This is a genomic window from Thermosyntropha sp., assembly GCF_017656155.1.
Classification (GTDB): domain Bacteria; phylum Bacillota; class Syntrophomonadia; order Syntrophomonadales; family Syntrophomonadaceae; genus Thermosyntropha.
Genome location: NZ_JACDOH010000012.1, coordinates 1 through 15,610, shown reverse-complemented (window position 1 = coordinate 15,610; position 15,610 = coordinate 1). Strand labels below are relative to the sequence as shown.

Here is a 15,610-nt window from a genome sequence, read left to right as displayed (position 1 = left end):
CCAGACGCCAGTTTTTTAAAGGCACAGGTATAATCGCAGCAACTGCTGTCTTTGCTGGAATCCTCGGCAAAATCGGCATAGATATCTTTAAAGCAAGTGACAAATATATTGAAAAACGCATTGCCGGACTTTACACTTTAGACGAAAGAATGACCATAAGAAAATCCCATGAAAATCCAGAAATCATTCAAATCTACAAAGAATTTCTTTCTCCTGGAGAAGTTAAGCCTTTAACTGAAAAGTCTCATCACCTCCTGCACACCAAATATGGCAGTGAAATACCTGAGCTTATTAAAGAGCTTGAAGCCCACAGACATCATGCAGCTTAAGTAAGGAGGGATTATGATGAGTGAAATTAAAGGTAAAGTATTAAAACACAGTGAACAAACCCGCACCATGCATTGGATACATCTCATATGCTTTATTATCTTGGGATTAACCGGAATAGGTTTTTACTTTGACATAACCAGCATTGATAACCTCTTTGGCGGAAGTGCCAATGCTTCTAATGTCCATGTCTGGACAGGAGTAGTTTTCACATTAGGTCCCCTGATTTATGTTTTGTTCAACTTTGAAAAATTTGCAAAGTTTATTGATACCATAACTACTTTTACTAAAGATGACTTCGGCTGGCTTAAAACCATGGGAGGTTATGTACCTTTTATCAAAGCTGAACATATTCCTCCTCAGGATAAATACAATGCCGGCCAGAAAATACTGGGGCTTTTGGTTATTATAGGATGCATACTCATGATCGTTACTGGATTTCCCATGTGGCTTTTACGCGATACAATGCCGGCAATATTAGTCTGGCTTTGTTGGAAAGTACATTTTTGGACAGCAGTAATCCTCATTTTAGCTATTTTAGGCCATTTCTTCCTGGCAGCAATCCACCCCAAATCCAGGGTAGAGTTCGCCTCCATGATGATAGACGGTTATGTAGACGCTGAATATACTTCTCATCATAATGCCAAATGGTTTGCCCAGCTCAAAAAAGCAGAATAATTATTTTTAAAAAAAGAGGGGGGAAACTTTATTCCCCCACTTTTCCATCAGTTACATTTAAACCGAGACACAAGCAGATTCATTTCTTCTGCTATCCCGGCCAAAGTCTGGGCGGAAGCACTTATTTCCTGCATAGCTGCACTTTCCTCTTCAAAAACGGCGGCAATACTTGCTGCCCCTTCATTCATTCGACCAACAGCAGTTTCAATTTCTTCAAAACTGGCAGTAAGAGAAAAAATTCCTTCGGCAATTCTATTAAAATTATCTTCGGTACTTTCAACATTTTGCGCAAAAAGCAAAAATGTTTTATGCACTTCTTCCATAATTTTTTCTACCTGTTCAGTATTTTCCCGGTTTACACTTATCAGTTCAAATATATCCTTAGCAGCATTAGCTGCCTGTTCTGCCAGTTTGCGCACTTCCTCTGCCACCACAGCAAAGCCCTTACCCGCTTCTCCGGCCCTGGCCGCTTCAATAGCAGCATTAAGTGCCAAAAGATTAGTCTGATCGGCAATACCAGTAATGAGGGTTACGATTTTGCTTATTTCCCTGGAATTTTTTATAAGCTGGCACATTACTTCCGGAATCTGATTAGACAATTGCAAACCTTCCTGTATTTTGCGGCTTAAAGCAGCAGTAAATTCTATTCCTTCCCGGGCCAATTCTTCTGCCTGCTTTGTTTTTTCCGCAATATTTAAAATATTACCTCCAACTTCCTTAACCATATCGGTAACTTCACCTACATCACCTGTTTTCTGTACAATTCCCTCCGTAACCTGTTCGGAACTAGCCCCTAATTCCTGGGCCGAAGCAGCAACCGTTTCTGCTTTTTCCCCTACATTTTTTATCATAGATCTCATCTGCACTATCATATCCCGAATCGATTGCCCTAATCTTCCCACTTCATCATTATTGACAACCATAACATCCACACTCAAATCCCCATTGGCAACTTTACCAGTAATCTCAGTCAAATGATTCACCGGAACGATAAGCCTTTTTTTAAGCAGCTGATTTATATATAACCCCAAACAGCAGGCCAGGACTATATTACCTATTACTAAACCTACTATTATATTTTTCTCTTGCTTACTTTTTTGTAAAACCGTTTGGATCATTTCAGCACTCCAGGAATCATTGCTTGCAATAAGTTTCTTAAGCATCTCCTGGGTTTTAAGAAACTCCTCTCTAGCCTCAAGGGATATACTGTAAGCCTCTTCATCTAAAGCTACCACCCGGGGATCTTCAGGCTTTACCCCGGCAGCCAGAAGTTCATCTTTTCTACCGGCCAATATTACTACCTCCTCATGCCTTTGGATCCATTCTTGCCAGGCAGTCCTGAATTCCCGCCATATTTTTTCATCTTCTTCCCAGTGGGGCAGGGAATCATAAATCTCAAACGCTTCATCTGCTTCCTGCAAAGCAGAATTGATATAATCATACTGAGCCTTTCTAATATCAGGCTTTAACATTCTATTATTCAAAAGTCCCCTTTCTCCAACTAAAACTTTATGCTGGGTCTCACTTATAATTAAAAGCTGCTTAACTCGTGGCATATGGTTATTGTTAAAATCAGACAAATCCCCAAGCAAAAAATTTACTTCCGACACACAAAACAAACCTAACAAAACGGTTATAACCCCCATAATGCTAAAAACAAGCAAAATCTGAAAAGAAATGTTAAGCTTTTTAAGCAAATCTACCACTCCCCTATATACAAATCATTTCTTCTTTTGTATAATATTTTGTTTAATTCCTTCAGGTTCATAGAGTAAAACCTCGACTATTCATATTTTTAGGTTTTAAGTCCTATAATTAATTACATATTGTTTTTATCTGACCTTAAATGTTATAATTTATTTGTAATAATAATCAAAAAATGAAGGAGGTTTCCTATGAAAAGAATAATTGCCTCTTTTCTCGCTATGTTGCTGATTATCGCTCTACCTGGAACCCAGGCTGTAGCCAAACCTAGGGGCGGCAAAGCTTCACCTGCAGCAGCTGCAATTAAAGCTAATGCTAACAACAATGTTGCACTTAAAGCAGCCATATCCGAACAGCTGCGTACCAGATCAGAACATAGAAACATAATAACCGAAAAACAAAAAACCAGACTGCAACAAAATCCGCAAAATATTGACCCCAAAAAGATTAGAGAAGCCGAGAAGTCTAAACCCAAAATCAAGCAGGAAATCAGGGAAAAACTTGCTCTGCAAAATCAAGTGCAAAATAATTATAAAAAGCCTAATTTTTCTGACATCAACCAACATTGGGGAGCTAAATCTATTGAAAAACTGGCCGCTTTAGGTATTATAAATGGTTATCCTGATGGTTCATTTAAACCAGAAGGACAAATAACCCAGGCCGAAGTCTTATCTCTCATCATGCGCATAGCTGATGCTGAAGTGAGCGATAACGATACTGAGCAAATTGATAATGAAGTAAACGATACTGAGCAAAATGATTTGGAAATAAATGAAAATGATGCTGCTTTACAGGAAAACCCGGAAAACACAGATACAAGTGAAGAAGAAAATCTCTCCACGGTCCCTGACTGGGCTAAAAATGCTGCTCGTATTGCTGCCCAGCACAAAATCATAAACCTGGCCCGCTTCCATTCCCATGTGCAGGCTACCCGGGCCCAAACCGTCGTATGGCTGGCTAAAGCTTTAGGACTTGAGCCGGCAGATACCAGTAATATTCCTTTCAAAGACGGTATTTTAATATCCGAAGAAGACCTGGGCTATATAATTGCTCTTCACAACCTGGGGATAATTAAAGGAACCCCCGACGGTAAGTTTAATCCTAACAGTCATATTACCAGAGCAGAAATAGCCGCTATTATCGATCGTATTTTAGAAAAATCTACCACCGATGATAGCTCTGAAGACAATAATACTATCACCGATAATGATGAAACTGCTGTTGAAAATCCTTCTGATAACACAATAAATGAAGGCAGCAGCAATGAAAGTGATAGCAATATAAACGAAAATTCTTCTGCCGATACCGCTAACTCCACAAATAATACAAACCCAGATGAAAGTTCTGAAACTACTGGTGTTGACCTTACCGAAACACCTTCTACTTAATCTTTTATTATAAAAAAAGCCCGCACATGCGGGCTTTTTTAAAGATTTTCTTCGATTAACTTTTTCAGTTCTTTTTTATCTATACCTCCATCCATTACCAGCTTCTCTTCCACAAAGACCATGGGAAAAGACTTACCTTGTTCCTGAAGCCTTTTTATCTCTGAATCCGGATCTAAAACATGCTGGGAAGTATCTTCAAAGCTTAAATCAATTTTATCACCATACTCATCCTTCAATTCAGACGACAGCTTGTCATAAACTCTTCGGGTAGCCTCCGGACTCCAGCCCGGTTTACTACATCAGCCAGAAGAATAATTAAATCCAGCATATATTTTGACTTTAACCATATACCTTACCTCCTTTTAAAATTACTTTATTTTATTTTAATATTACCCTTTAATCTACAGATTTTGCACCTCTTTAACTAAAACTTCAGCCAAAGCATTAATCTCTTCTATGCTGGCATTTATCTCTTCCATAGCTGCCGCCTGTGATTCGGCAGTACTTACCGTATAATCTGCAGCAGCAGCGGCATCTTTTATTTGATTATTTATATAGTTTATAAAACCTCTTATTTGATTAACTGTTTCCTTGGACTGCTCCGAAAGTTTGCGGATTTCATTGGCCACGACACTAAACCCTTTGCCCACTTCTCCTGCCCTGGCTGCTTCAATAGCTGCATTTAAACCCAACATCTTAGTCTCTTCCGCCACTTCCTTTATAAACTTAAGTATCTCCTCAATCTTATCAGAAGCCTGTCCTATTTCCTGCACTTTTTCATTGAGACTATTTTGTTGCTCAACCACTTCTGATACGGCATTTACTACACTTTCTATCGCCATAGTAATCTGACTTATCGATTCCTGCAAAGACTGTACATGCCCTTTAACATCTTCATTGACCGTACGATCAATAATACTGCAAAATGCCCCTGTAACTTCACCCTTGTCCGAACGGAGCGGAAAAGAAGTAACCTCAAATGCTACTCCTAGCTTGTCCCGAGTGTAACCCGGCTCCTCCCGTACTACCCGATTGTGTATAATCGACTGTTTAATTGACCCATCGGGAAAAAGCTTAGTCCCAGGTTGCAGCCCGGAAACATGAGCATAATCAGTAGTTAATGCCCTAGTTGTAGCTACAATCTCCTCCGTGTCAGTTAGAACGAAATTAATGCGCTTGTCTAATGCCTGATCTATTACTTCAGCTAAAACCCCAAAGGATTTATATACTGGATGAGGGCTGGCAGCAAAAATGATAAAAGCTCCCACTACCTGTCCACCTTCATCTAAAATAGGAGTACCAGTGATATTAAGACACATACCCCTTTGCTTTAGTCCATACTGATTGCCGGTTATGGAAAACTTAAGCATCTTCCCCTCCCTTATTATTCTTTCCGCCGCTCCTCCTTTTTGTATATATTCCCCCTCTTTTATGCCTGGTATATCAAAATGGGGAGAACAATGCTTAAACACAACCTTTTCTCGGTCAGTTATAGCTATACATGCTCCATCTTCCTGAGCTTCAGCAATAAAAGGTGCTACCATTTTAAGATAAGGTATCGCATCTGACCTTAAAGTCATAAAAAACCTCCCTTTTACATGATGTTAGTTGCTTATCCCTTCTCTCCCCAAGTATTTGCAAACTAAAAAATTCATCTTAAAACCCTTGACAAAAGATAGATTTTAAATAGTAATTTAATTGTAATCATTACAAATCTGTTTTAATTTTTACCTCGTTTTTTGTACAAAGAAGTATTCATTATGGATTATAAAACTATCGAGCAGTTTTTAAAAAAACACAATATAAAACCTTCTTATTATCGTATAAAAATATTTTCCTATTTAGTCTAAAAGAAGAATCATCCTACTGCGGATATGATTTATCAGAAACTGGTAAAGGAAATTCCTACCTTTTCCAAGACAACAGTTTACAACACTTTAAATCTTTTTGTCGAAAAAAATGTCGCCTTACTCATCACTATTGATGAAAATGAAACCAGATATGATGCAGATATTTCTCTGCACGGATACTTCAAATGCGATGTCTGCGGCAAAATTTATGATATAAGGCTTACTTCATCTGACATCCTACCCGCAGAGCTGAATAATTTTAAAATAAGCGAAAGCCATATTTACTTTAAGGGCACCTGCCCTTTATGCCTTAACAAGGCTTTATCATAAAAATTAATACAAAATAAGAGGAGGAATCATATTTATGAAAAAATTTGTATGCGGTATCTGTAGTTATGTTCATGAAGGAGAACAAGCTCCGACAAACTGTTGAAGAAGCCGAACATGCTGCAAAATTTGCTGAGCTTTTAGGTGAAGTAGTTACAGCTGATACTAAAACTAACCTTAAAATGCGGGTAGAGGCAGAACACGGAGCATGCAAAGGCAAAAAAGATTTAGCCACCCGGGCAAAAGAGCTAAATTATGACGCCATTCACGATACCGTGCATGAAATGGCTAAAGATGAAGCCCGCCACGGCGCTGCTTTCAAAGGCTTACTGGAAAGATACTTTGGCAAATAACCCCCTAGAGATATATAAACAAAATCCCTGCAAGGCTTAAAGCCTAGCAGGGGTTTTGTTCACCCCTGCTAAGCCCATAAAGAAGTAAATTCAATTTTACTACTGTCGATAAGTCCACGATCAGAAAGACGCAGATTGGGTATTACCGGTAAAGCTATAAATCCTAAACTAAGAATCGGATCAATACCTTCCTTAACGCCTAAATTCTCTGCTCTTACCAGAATTATTCTTAAACGATCTTTTACTTCTTCTAAAGAAAACGTGCTCATAAGCCCGCCAATCGGCAGAGGCAGCTCATAAAATTCTTCCTCATCCCACAGTACAATGCCGCCTTTTATCTCCCTCAATCTTTCTACTGCCTTTAAAATAGCTTCATCAGAAACACCTACTGCTACTATATTATGAGAGTCATGGGAAATAGTCTGGGCTATAGCCCCTTTCTTAAGTCCATATCCAGTTAAAAATCCGGTTGCCATTCCGCCGTTTTTGCCGTGTCTTTCTATAACAGCAATCTTTAATATATCCCTTTCAGGGTCAGCCTTTAACAGCCCATCTTCAACCTTTGGCTCAACGACTTCACATTCGGTTATTATCTGATGAGGTAAAAGTTTTATTGCCTTAACTTTACTGCTTTCTGCAGGAATATCCAGATTTATATTTCTTAAATCAACATGAACGCTGTTCATAAATTTTTCATAGGAATTTTTGTTTTGTCCGACAATAATTTCACCATTCTGCACAATAAGCTGTCCACGCTTAAATACCATCTTAGGGATAAATTTCTCTAAATTGTCATATACATTTAAATCTGCCAGCTTGCCAGGGGCAATAATACCACGATCTCTGAAGCCAAAATACCTAGCTGGATTAATGGTGGCAAGCCTTAATGCAAAGACCGGATCTATTCCTTTCTCAACTAAAAAAGCCAGATGCATATTAAGATGCCCCTCATGTAGCAAATCCTCGGGATGCCGGTCATCTGCACACAGGAGCAAAAATTCTGCAGTTTTTTCATCTACCAGCGGGTATAGATTAAAAATATCTTTGGCAGCCGAACCGTAGCGAAGAAGTATATTCATGCCATAACGCAGTTTTTCTTTTCCTTCTTCAACCGTAGCCACCTCATGATCAGACTGGACTCCGGAAGCCAGATAAGCATTCAGCCACTTGTCGCTTATCATAGGGGCATGCCCTGCTACTTCAAGCCCCACTGCTTTAGTTTTTTCGATTTTGGTAAGCAAATCATCATCCCCAAAAACAACCCCAGGAAAATCCATAACTTCGCCTAATCCTACTATGCGCGGAAACTTAAGGGCATCCTGTACTGCTCTTTCATCCAATTTGGCACCCGCCGTTTCCAAAGAAGTAGCCGGAACACAGGAAGGCACCTCTAAAAATAAGTCGATTATTGCATTTTTGCTGTCTTCCAGCATAAATTTTATTCCTTCTAAACCTAAAACATTGGCAATTTCATGAGGGTCTGCCACTACGGTTGTGGTGCCATACAGAGCAACTGCTTTCAAAAATTCAGCCGGGGTGACCAAAGAACTTTCAATATGAACATGGCTCTCGATAAATCCAGGGGTTACATAAGCTCCTTTTAAATCTATTACTTCTTTTGCTTCATAATCACCTAAACCGGCAATTAATCCTTCACATATGGCTATATCCTTTTCAATTATCTCACCGGTAGGCAAAAAAAACACCTTACCATTCTTTAGCAACAAATCAGCAGGTTTTTCTCCTCTCGCTACTTCTAAAACCCGGCGCATATTCACCTTATATTCCCCCTTTTACTGATATACCTGCTTTAGATGGCATATAACAAAAAAGAGGGACACCCCCTCTTTTTTGTTGATTTTTTTAGTGTAAACGCATCGCAAAGTTTATAACAAACATAACAGCTATTATATACATCATCCAGTGCAATTCTTTGTAGCGGCCGGTAAAAATCTTAATGAGGGTATAGGAAATAAACCCTAAACCTATACCGGTTGCAATACTGTAAGTCAAAGGCATGCCTACTACTGTAAGGAATACTGGAAATGCATCGGTAAAATCTTCAAAGTTTACATGCACAATTTCGGAAAGCATTAAAGCTCCAACTATAATCAATGCAGGAGCAGTTGCAAAACCTGGAACCAAGCCTACAAGAGGAGCAAAAACTAAAGCCAGAATAAAGAGTACAGCTACAGTTATCGCAGTAAGCCCAGTTCTTCCACCTTCAGCTATACCGGCAGCACTTTCAATGTAGGAAGTTACCGTACATGTTCCTACGGTAGCACTGGCCATAGTTCCGATAGAGTCGCTTAAAAAAGCCTTGCCTAATTCAGGAGGCTGTCCTTCATCACCCAAGAGACCTGCCTTTCTCAAAAGTCCCATGAGGGTTCCCATGTTATCAAAAAGCTCAACAATAGTAAAAGTAAAAATAACGTTAAACAGCCCAAATTCCCAGGCTCCCTTAAGATCGAGCTTGCCAAAAGTAGGAGCCAAACTGGGAAGGTCAAAACTCATAATATCGCTTATTCCATGCGGAGCAGGAACAACGCCTACAATCATACCAAGAATAGTAGTACCAAGGATGCCGATAATCAGAGCTCCTTTTACGCTCAAAGCCATAAGAATTGCAGATAAAATTACTCCAAATATAGCAAGCAGAGTCGGAGGAGCACTTAAATTGCCAAGTCCTACAAAAGTAGCCTCATTTGCTACAACTATACCTGCATTCTTTAATCCTATAAATGCGATAAACAGCCCTATCCCAACAGGTATCGCTGCTCTCAAAGACGGCGGAACTGCATCAATAATCCAGGCCCGCACCTTGGTAACAGTCAGAATAAAGAACAGAACCCCTGAAAAGAATACCGCACCTAAAGCTACTGTCCAATGCAAACCAAATCCCAAAACAACTGTATAGGTAAAGAAAGCGTTAAGCCCCATACCTGGAGCAACTGCAATAGGATAGTTTGCAAAAAGCGCCATCAATATTGTTGCTATAACGGTCGCAGTAATAGTAGCTGCAATAGCAGCTTCTTTAGGAATACCTGCGTCAGCTAAAATAGCCGGGTTAACAAAAATAACATAACCCAAAGTTACAAAAGTGGTAAGTCCCGCCAGAATCTCGGTTTTTATTGATGAACCTCTTTCACTGATCTTAAAAAACCTGTCCAGGGCATGTGCGTTTTCCAATGCAATCCCTCCTGCATTTTTATTAGTGCTTTAAACTGCGGGTTCCGGAACCACATCTTATTTTTTTTGCAATAAACATGCCAGTTAATAAATTCCCCTATAAACTAGTTTTCAGGAAACTAAACAGAAAAAATACTCAGAATAATTTTCCTCATATGAAAATTATTCTCCCTCTAGATAAATTGTTTTAATCAAATCTCAGCCCTAACAAAATTTTTAAATTTAGCTCATCTGCATTTTATTATGTTCTCTAATACCTCACTATATACTTATTTTTCTTTAAATTCCGGTTTTCTTTTTTCAAAAAAAGCTTTTATCGCCTCATTCTGATCTTCAGTTCCACAGCAAAATATCGACTGTATCTGCTCCAAAAGCATTCCGCCGGCAATACTGCTGTCCAAAGAAGCATTTATGGCTTTTTTGCCAAACCTAACTGCCCAGGGAGGATTATTTACAATCCTTTTAGCTATTTTTTTCGCCCTTTCATAAAGCTGTTCCCGCGGTACAACCACTTCAACAAAACCAATCTCGCGTGCTTCCTTAGCATCAATCTCTTCACATGCCAATATGAGCCTTTTAGCCTGTCCCGGACCTACTAACCTCGGCAGCCTCTGGCTTCCTCCCATGTCAGGTGATAAGCCAAATCGGACTTCTGGAATAGCAAAACGGGCATCTTCTGAAGCTACTCTTATATCAAAACAAGTTATTAATTCAAAACCTGAACCATAACATAGACCATGGACAGCTGCAATACTTACGGCATTCATTTCCTGCCATCTGCTGTAAAGCCTTTGCAGCCAGGCTATATTGTCAGAAACCCAATATGAATCAACCTTTTCCAAATCTTTTAAATCAATGCCGGCGCAAAAATGCTCCCCTTCTGCTTTAACTATAACCGCACGAACTTCCCTATGGGCATCAATCTCATCCTGAATCAACGCCATCTCTTTCCACGGACCGTAGCCCATAGTATTAAATCGTTCGGGACGATTCAGGGTAAGTATCGCGATCGGTCCGTCAAAGCACAAATCATAAAACTCATATCTCCCCATTATCTTTCCTCCTTTAATTTACTGTAATATATAATACATGATAAAATATTTTATCATTGTTTTAAATCACTTTGTAAATTATAGTAAATAAAATGAATAAAATAAAATGTGACAATATCCAAAAAGGATTTAACAGGCAAATGTAGAATTAACTTCACATCTTCATATAAAATAAAGCGCAAAGGAGAATACAAAAAATGGAAAATTGCCGTTTCACATTCGCAGACTTCACCCTTCATGTTATAAAAGGATATATATGCAACATATTTTTACTTGAATATCCGCATGGGCTTTTGCTTTTAGACTCCGGATCAATAAATGACGTAAAAAGAATCGAAAAATATTGTCTAAAGTATCTGGGATGTTCTCCTTCTAAAATCAAACTGACCATAGTTTCTCACATGCATCCCGACCATTCCGGCGGTGCCAATACCTTGAGGGAAAAATACCATATTCCTATTACCGCCTATCACACCATTGACAACTGGTACAGCGGAATAGGAGGCCGCCTGCAGCATAAGCTGGACTGCCTTATGGCACAGTCGGTAGCACACAAACAACATCGCCGTCTGGAAAAGACCCTGTTTAATCCTCTGATAAATCCCGATTATCCTCTGTATGACGGCGACTTTTTGCCTTTTTTTCCCGACTGGCAGGTTCTTCATGTGCCAGGACATACTCTGCATGATATAGCCTTGTTCAACAAAAAAGAAAACATAATGTATATTGCTGATATAATTGTCAATCTAAAGAAAGATAAATTTGTCCTTCCTCTTCCCGTCCTATTTAGGGATAAAATGTCTGCTTCTCTTAAACGCCTGGAAAACATAGGGGCATCTCTCCTGCTTCCTGCCCACGGCAGTTTTATAAAAACCGATGAATATCCCAACCTGTACTCTGATATGCAAAAACTCCTTTCAAAACCCCCTAGCAATTTTGAAAGGAGAATTTATCTTCTTTCTATATATTCACCTGAAATATGGAAAGAAAAAAAGCAGCCCCACAATTTTAAATAGCCTTACCATATGCTTTTCTTATGGCATTTAAAGTATATACCCCTATAATTCCATCCTGCACCAGGCCTTTATCTTTTTGAAAATCTATAACTGCTTTTTCCATAACCCTTCCAAAAACTTTGTCCAGTTTGGCATTATAATATCCTAACTTCTTAAGCATTATTTGCACTTTCCTAACATCAGTTCCCATATCACCTTTTTTCAAAATCCGTCCATTAAAAGCTTTTCCGATAATATAAACTGAACTTCCTATTGGCGTGCGTTCATATATCTCAATCACATCTTTATTATACATTCTTATACATCCATTGCTGACTGCTCTGCCGATCGATTTAGGATTGTTAGTTCCGTGAATGCCATATCCTCCCCACGGAACACTGAGTCTCATCCACCTTACCCCAAAAGGTCCTCCCGGATTAATAGCCTTCTCCACGACAATCCAGTTTCCTAAAGGGCTGGGGGTAGATTTTTTCCCTACCGCCACTGGATAAGTCTTTTTAAAATTTTTATCCAAAAAAACTAAGATTCTGCAGTCGATATCTACAATTATATTAACCATTTTTATCTGCCCCATGAAATTTATTCTTAATTAAAATATAATATGTTTTTTAAACTTGTGTACCACAATCGAGTACCCAAATACCGTGCAAATATGAAAAATTCCACAGTAACATCCAATTTATTTTGAAATCCTTTCACATTAGCTCGGTATCTTTACTAGTTTATTTTGCAAAAAAAGTGACAGTTTAATTTACAAAATCACAATAATACTACTTCAACTGCTTCTTAAGGTACAGGTGTTCTGGTTTTGACACTTACTTTTTATCTTCATAAAAAATAACCATCTCTATGGATGTTCCATCCTCAAAAATAAGAGGTATACTTATGATTATAGACCTATTGATACTTAACTGAATATTTTCCCCAGTCAAAACAATCGGTGGAGTAATATCAATATTAATGTTCCTTTTTAAAAAATAGTCATCGCATTTCCTAATATCATATTGCACAACTCCGCCACAGCACTTTTTGCTATCTCATCCAATAATGTGATTGGCAACCCCCCCATCATTACAGAAGCAATTTTACAAGCTATATCTTGATTAAATGATATAACTACTCTTCCATGAATCCTTCCTGTCAACCCTATAAAAACTGCAACACTATCTCTTTTATATGGCGTTGTCTCCACACACACCTTACCTAATTTTGGTTTTAAGCCTGTTACTTGATTAATAACATCCGTACTTGCTTCAATAAACGAATTGATGTATTCAACATTCATAGATTGATTCTCCTTTTTCAATCATGTCATATATATAGCATGATTTGCTGATAAATATTTGATAATGGCACCTGAAAATCTGCAAGTCCTGCTTCAAAAACTGCTCTTGGCATACCATAAACTACACAAGATTCTTCTGCTTCCACGATTATATGCCCATTATATTTTCTTACCGACCTGCAACCATTAAGACCGTCGTCCCCCATTCCCGTAAGGATAACCGTCAGCAAACGCTCCTTATAAATGGGTGCTGCCGAATCAAGAGTGATATTTACAGAGGGTTTATATAATATTTTTTCATCCATACTGTCTTCAACTCTTATAGCCACATTACCGTCATTTTTTTTTGCTAATAGCGTTTGAAAACCTGCTGGAGCAATATAAATATTGCCGGCCTCCAAAATATCGCCATCTTCCGCTTCTTTAACATGCAACTTACAAAAAGTATCGAACCTCTCTGCCAGTGATTTGGTAAAACCGGGGGGCATATGCTGAAGAACAAGTATAGGCACACGAGTATCCTCTGGAAAATATGGAAGTATGGACTGCAGAGCAGCAGGCCCTCCAGTAGAAGTCCCTATAATTAGAAGATCCACTAATTGTCCCTTTGTTGCAGATTTCCTTTCTGTTGACTTAATACCCTTATCTCCTGGGACTTTAACTTCCCGCGGGGGAATCTTTGCACTTTCAGCAATCGTCTTTAATCTGTGTAAGAATTCATCAAGGACTTCTTGCTCTACTTCCTGCTCAAATAACTCACTTTTAAGAAAGAAATCTACAGCCCCCATTTCTAATGCTCTAATAGTAACCTCCGCACCTTCTTCAGTATAGCTGCTCAACATCACCACAGGAACCGGATAGGTTTCCATAATTTTTCCAAGAGCTGTTATACCATCCATTTCCGGCATTTCCACATCCATTGTCACAATGTCTGGCTTTAGTCGCTGAACTTTTTCTATAGCTTCGCTTCCATCCCTGGCAATACCGGCAACAAAAAGCTGCGGATCTTTTTCAATAATAAGGCTTATACTCTTCCTCATAAATGAAGAATCATCAACCACTAGCACGCCGTACCGCTGCATAATGTTTTCCTCCTTTCCTGTAGTAATAAACAGAGGGCGTATGTATTGTTTCAAACCCTGTATGCATGCCCGTAATTGTCTCAGCGTGCCCTAAAAACAGGTAGCCACCAGGCTTTAAGATATCGTAAAAAGCGTTGATTATTTTTCGGATAGCATTATTATCAAAATATATCAGCACATTCCTGCAGAAAATAATATCCGATTTTTCAATTTTGCCTATTATATTATTGTCTAAAAGGTTCATATGTCTAAAATCAACCATCTCTCTAATGGAATCTTTGACCTTGTAATCTTCTTCCAGTTCAATAAAGAATTTATCGTAAGCCTCCACTGGCATTCTTCTGAAGGATAGCGACTTCTTTTCATACAAGCCGCTTTTTGCTGTATTTAAGGCCTTTTTATTAATATCCGTTGCAATGATTTGTACCGCTCCAGCTTTAAACAAGCTGCTCTCTTCTACCAGCATCCCGATTGTGTAAGGTTCCTCGCCGGTTGAACAAGCGGCAGACCATATCCGCAAGGGATTTTCCGGGGTACGGTCTGCATATTTGGGGAGAATAACCTTTTGGAACTCCTCCAGCAAGTTTTCTTCCCTAAAGAAGTAAGTTTCATTCACAGTTATCAATTCAATAAGGCCATCCCATTCCTTTGGTTCCATTTTAAGATACCCGCAATATTCCCAGATTGATAGTCCTAATTCCTTCAGCTTTTCTGCGATTTTGGATTCGAGGGACGAAAGGTTTTTCCTATAATCGATGCCGCAATAATCATATATCATATCAGCTAATTCGATTAAAGCGATTCTATCTGCTGTCATGTCTTTATAGCCCTCCCTTCCGCCATAATGTACTTGTCTACTGGGGAAGAAAATCTTCCCCGGTAGACACAGGGTTACTTACCTTTCAAACTCTGCAAGCGCCTCTTTTATTTCGTCAGCATAAACAATAAGTGTCTTTGTTATCTCAGTCGCTTTTTCCATTTTTTTGCTTCTCATGTTCATTACTTCGCTGATATCAGAAACAACCCCAATAAGCTTTTCAATTTCCCCTGTCTGAACTTTTGTTGCCTTTGTAACTTGGCTTGCCTGTTCCGTAACATTCCTCATATTGCTAAGTATATCGTCGACATTTGTCGCCTGTTCTTTCACTGCTACGGTAATTTGTCTTACTTGTTCTCGCGCATTGCCTACTCCCTGGACAATCTCTTCTACTCCTTTAGCTTGCTCTTTGGTTGCCTGATTAACCTGCATTGCCTGGTTGGTGACGTTCTCTACAGCCTGGACAATGTTTTGTCCCTGCGCCGCTTGTTCTTTCACTGCTACGGTAATTTGTCTTACTTGTTCTCGCGCATTGCCTACTC

The 15,610-nt window shown here is 39.0% G+C and carries 13 protein-coding genes and 4 pseudogenes; 6 read left to right on the top strand and 11 right to left on the bottom strand.

From position 1 onward, the window contains the following. Positions 1–110: 110 nt before the first annotated feature. Both H0Z36_RS10085 and H0Z36_RS10080 read left to right on the top strand, forming a co-directional pair. Positions 111–329, top strand: a pseudogene (locus H0Z36_RS10085) (iron hydrogenase small subunit); the annotation flags it as partial. Between the two features lie 13 nt (positions 330–342). Next, a complete protein-coding gene (locus H0Z36_RS10080; RefSeq protein ID WP_296866004.1) occupies positions 343–1,005 on the top strand; it encodes a cytochrome b/b6 domain-containing protein in 663 nt (220 codons plus the stop codon). 47 nt (positions 1,006–1,052) lie between these two features. On the opposite strand, the gene H0Z36_RS10075 is transcribed toward H0Z36_RS10080, so the two are convergent. Next, the gene (locus H0Z36_RS10075; RefSeq protein ID WP_296866002.1) at positions 1,053–2,711 is read right to left on the bottom strand and encodes a methyl-accepting chemotaxis protein; all 1,659 of its coding nucleotides are present in this window, start codon (positions 2,709–2,711) and stop codon (positions 1,053–1,055) included. 189 nt (positions 2,712–2,900) lie between these two features. Here H0Z36_RS10075 and H0Z36_RS10070 point away from each other — a divergent pair, with 189 nt between their 5' ends. Continuing rightward, a complete protein-coding gene (locus H0Z36_RS10070) occupies positions 2,901–4,097 on the top strand; it encodes an S-layer homology domain-containing protein (protein ID WP_296866000.1) in 1,197 nt (398 codons plus the stop codon). A gap of 38 nt (positions 4,098–4,135) precedes the next feature. Here the strand turns inward: H0Z36_RS10070 and H0Z36_RS10065 are convergent, their stop codons facing one another. Both H0Z36_RS10065 and H0Z36_RS10060 read right to left on the bottom strand, forming a co-directional pair. Beyond that, a complete protein-coding gene (locus tag H0Z36_RS10065) occupies positions 4,136–4,333 on the bottom strand; it encodes a hypothetical protein (protein WP_296865998.1) in 198 nt (65 codons plus the stop codon). Between the two features lie 165 nt (positions 4,334–4,498). Beyond that, a complete protein-coding gene (locus H0Z36_RS10060) occupies positions 4,499–5,677 on the bottom strand; it encodes a methyl-accepting chemotaxis protein (RefSeq protein ID WP_296865996.1) in 1,179 nt (392 codons plus the stop codon). Positions 5,678–5,962: 285 nt separating this feature from the next. Here H0Z36_RS10060 and H0Z36_RS10055 point away from each other — a divergent pair. Next, positions 5,963–6,277: pseudogene (locus H0Z36_RS10055) on the top strand (transcriptional repressor); the annotation flags it as partial. 34 nt (positions 6,278–6,311) lie between these two features. Beyond that, positions 6,312–6,627 (top strand): annotated as a pseudogene (locus H0Z36_RS10050) (hypothetical protein). A 68-nt stretch (positions 6,628–6,695) separates the two neighbouring features. On the opposite strand, the gene ade reads toward H0Z36_RS10050, so the two are convergent. The 3 genes from ade to H0Z36_RS10035 form a co-directional block, all read right to left on the bottom strand. Next, positions 6,696–8,399 carry an adenine deaminase gene (gene ade, locus H0Z36_RS10045; RefSeq protein ID WP_296866074.1) on the bottom strand — a complete coding sequence of 568 codons (1,704 nt, stop codon included), beginning with the start codon at positions 8,397–8,399 and terminating at the stop codon, positions 6,696–6,698. Positions 8,400–8,490: 91 nt separating this feature from the next. Beyond that, positions 8,491–9,816, bottom strand: coding sequence for an NCS2 family permease (locus H0Z36_RS10040; protein WP_296865994.1), 1,326 nt, complete (start codon positions 9,814–9,816; stop codon positions 8,491–8,493). A 269-nt stretch (positions 9,817–10,085) separates the two neighbouring features. Further along, on the bottom strand, positions 10,086–10,868 hold the full coding sequence (locus H0Z36_RS10035) for an enoyl-CoA hydratase/isomerase family protein (protein WP_296865992.1): 783 nt from the start codon (positions 10,866–10,868) through the stop codon (positions 10,086–10,088). 197 nt (positions 10,869–11,065) lie between these two features. Here H0Z36_RS10035 and H0Z36_RS10030 point away from each other — a divergent pair, with 197 nt between their 5' ends. Then, entirely contained in the window at positions 11,066–11,884 is an 819-nt protein-coding gene (locus H0Z36_RS10030) for an MBL fold metallo-hydrolase (protein ID WP_296865990.1), read from the top strand. On the opposite strand, the gene H0Z36_RS10025 is transcribed toward H0Z36_RS10030, so the two are convergent. The 5 genes and pseudogenes from H0Z36_RS10025 to H0Z36_RS10005 all read right to left on the bottom strand — a co-directional run. Next, complete coding sequence (locus tag H0Z36_RS10025) at positions 11,877–12,443, bottom strand: L,D-transpeptidase family protein (protein ID WP_296865988.1); 567 nt, start codon at positions 12,441–12,443, stop codon at positions 11,877–11,879. The two genes, H0Z36_RS10030 and H0Z36_RS10025, sit on opposite strands and share 8 nt — an antisense overlap. 411 nt (positions 12,444–12,854) lie before the next feature. After that, positions 12,855–13,169 (bottom strand): chemotaxis protein CheX, encoded by a 315-nt coding sequence (locus H0Z36_RS10020; protein ID WP_296865986.1) that lies wholly within the window; start codon positions 13,167–13,169, stop codon positions 12,855–12,857. 26 nt (positions 13,170–13,195) lie between these two features. Beyond that, a complete protein-coding gene (locus H0Z36_RS10015; RefSeq protein WP_296865984.1) occupies positions 13,196–14,251 on the bottom strand; it encodes a chemotaxis response regulator protein-glutamate methylesterase in 1,056 nt (351 codons plus the stop codon). Next, positions 14,223–15,068, bottom strand: a complete 846-nt coding sequence (locus H0Z36_RS10010) for a protein-glutamate O-methyltransferase CheR (protein ID WP_296865981.1) — start codon at positions 15,066–15,068, stop codon at positions 14,223–14,225. Before H0Z36_RS10010 ends, H0Z36_RS10015 begins: the two co-directional genes overlap by 29 nt. Before the next feature lie 78 nt (positions 15,069–15,146). Further along, a pseudogene (locus H0Z36_RS10005) lies at positions 15,147–15,610 on the bottom strand (chemotaxis protein); the annotation flags it as partial.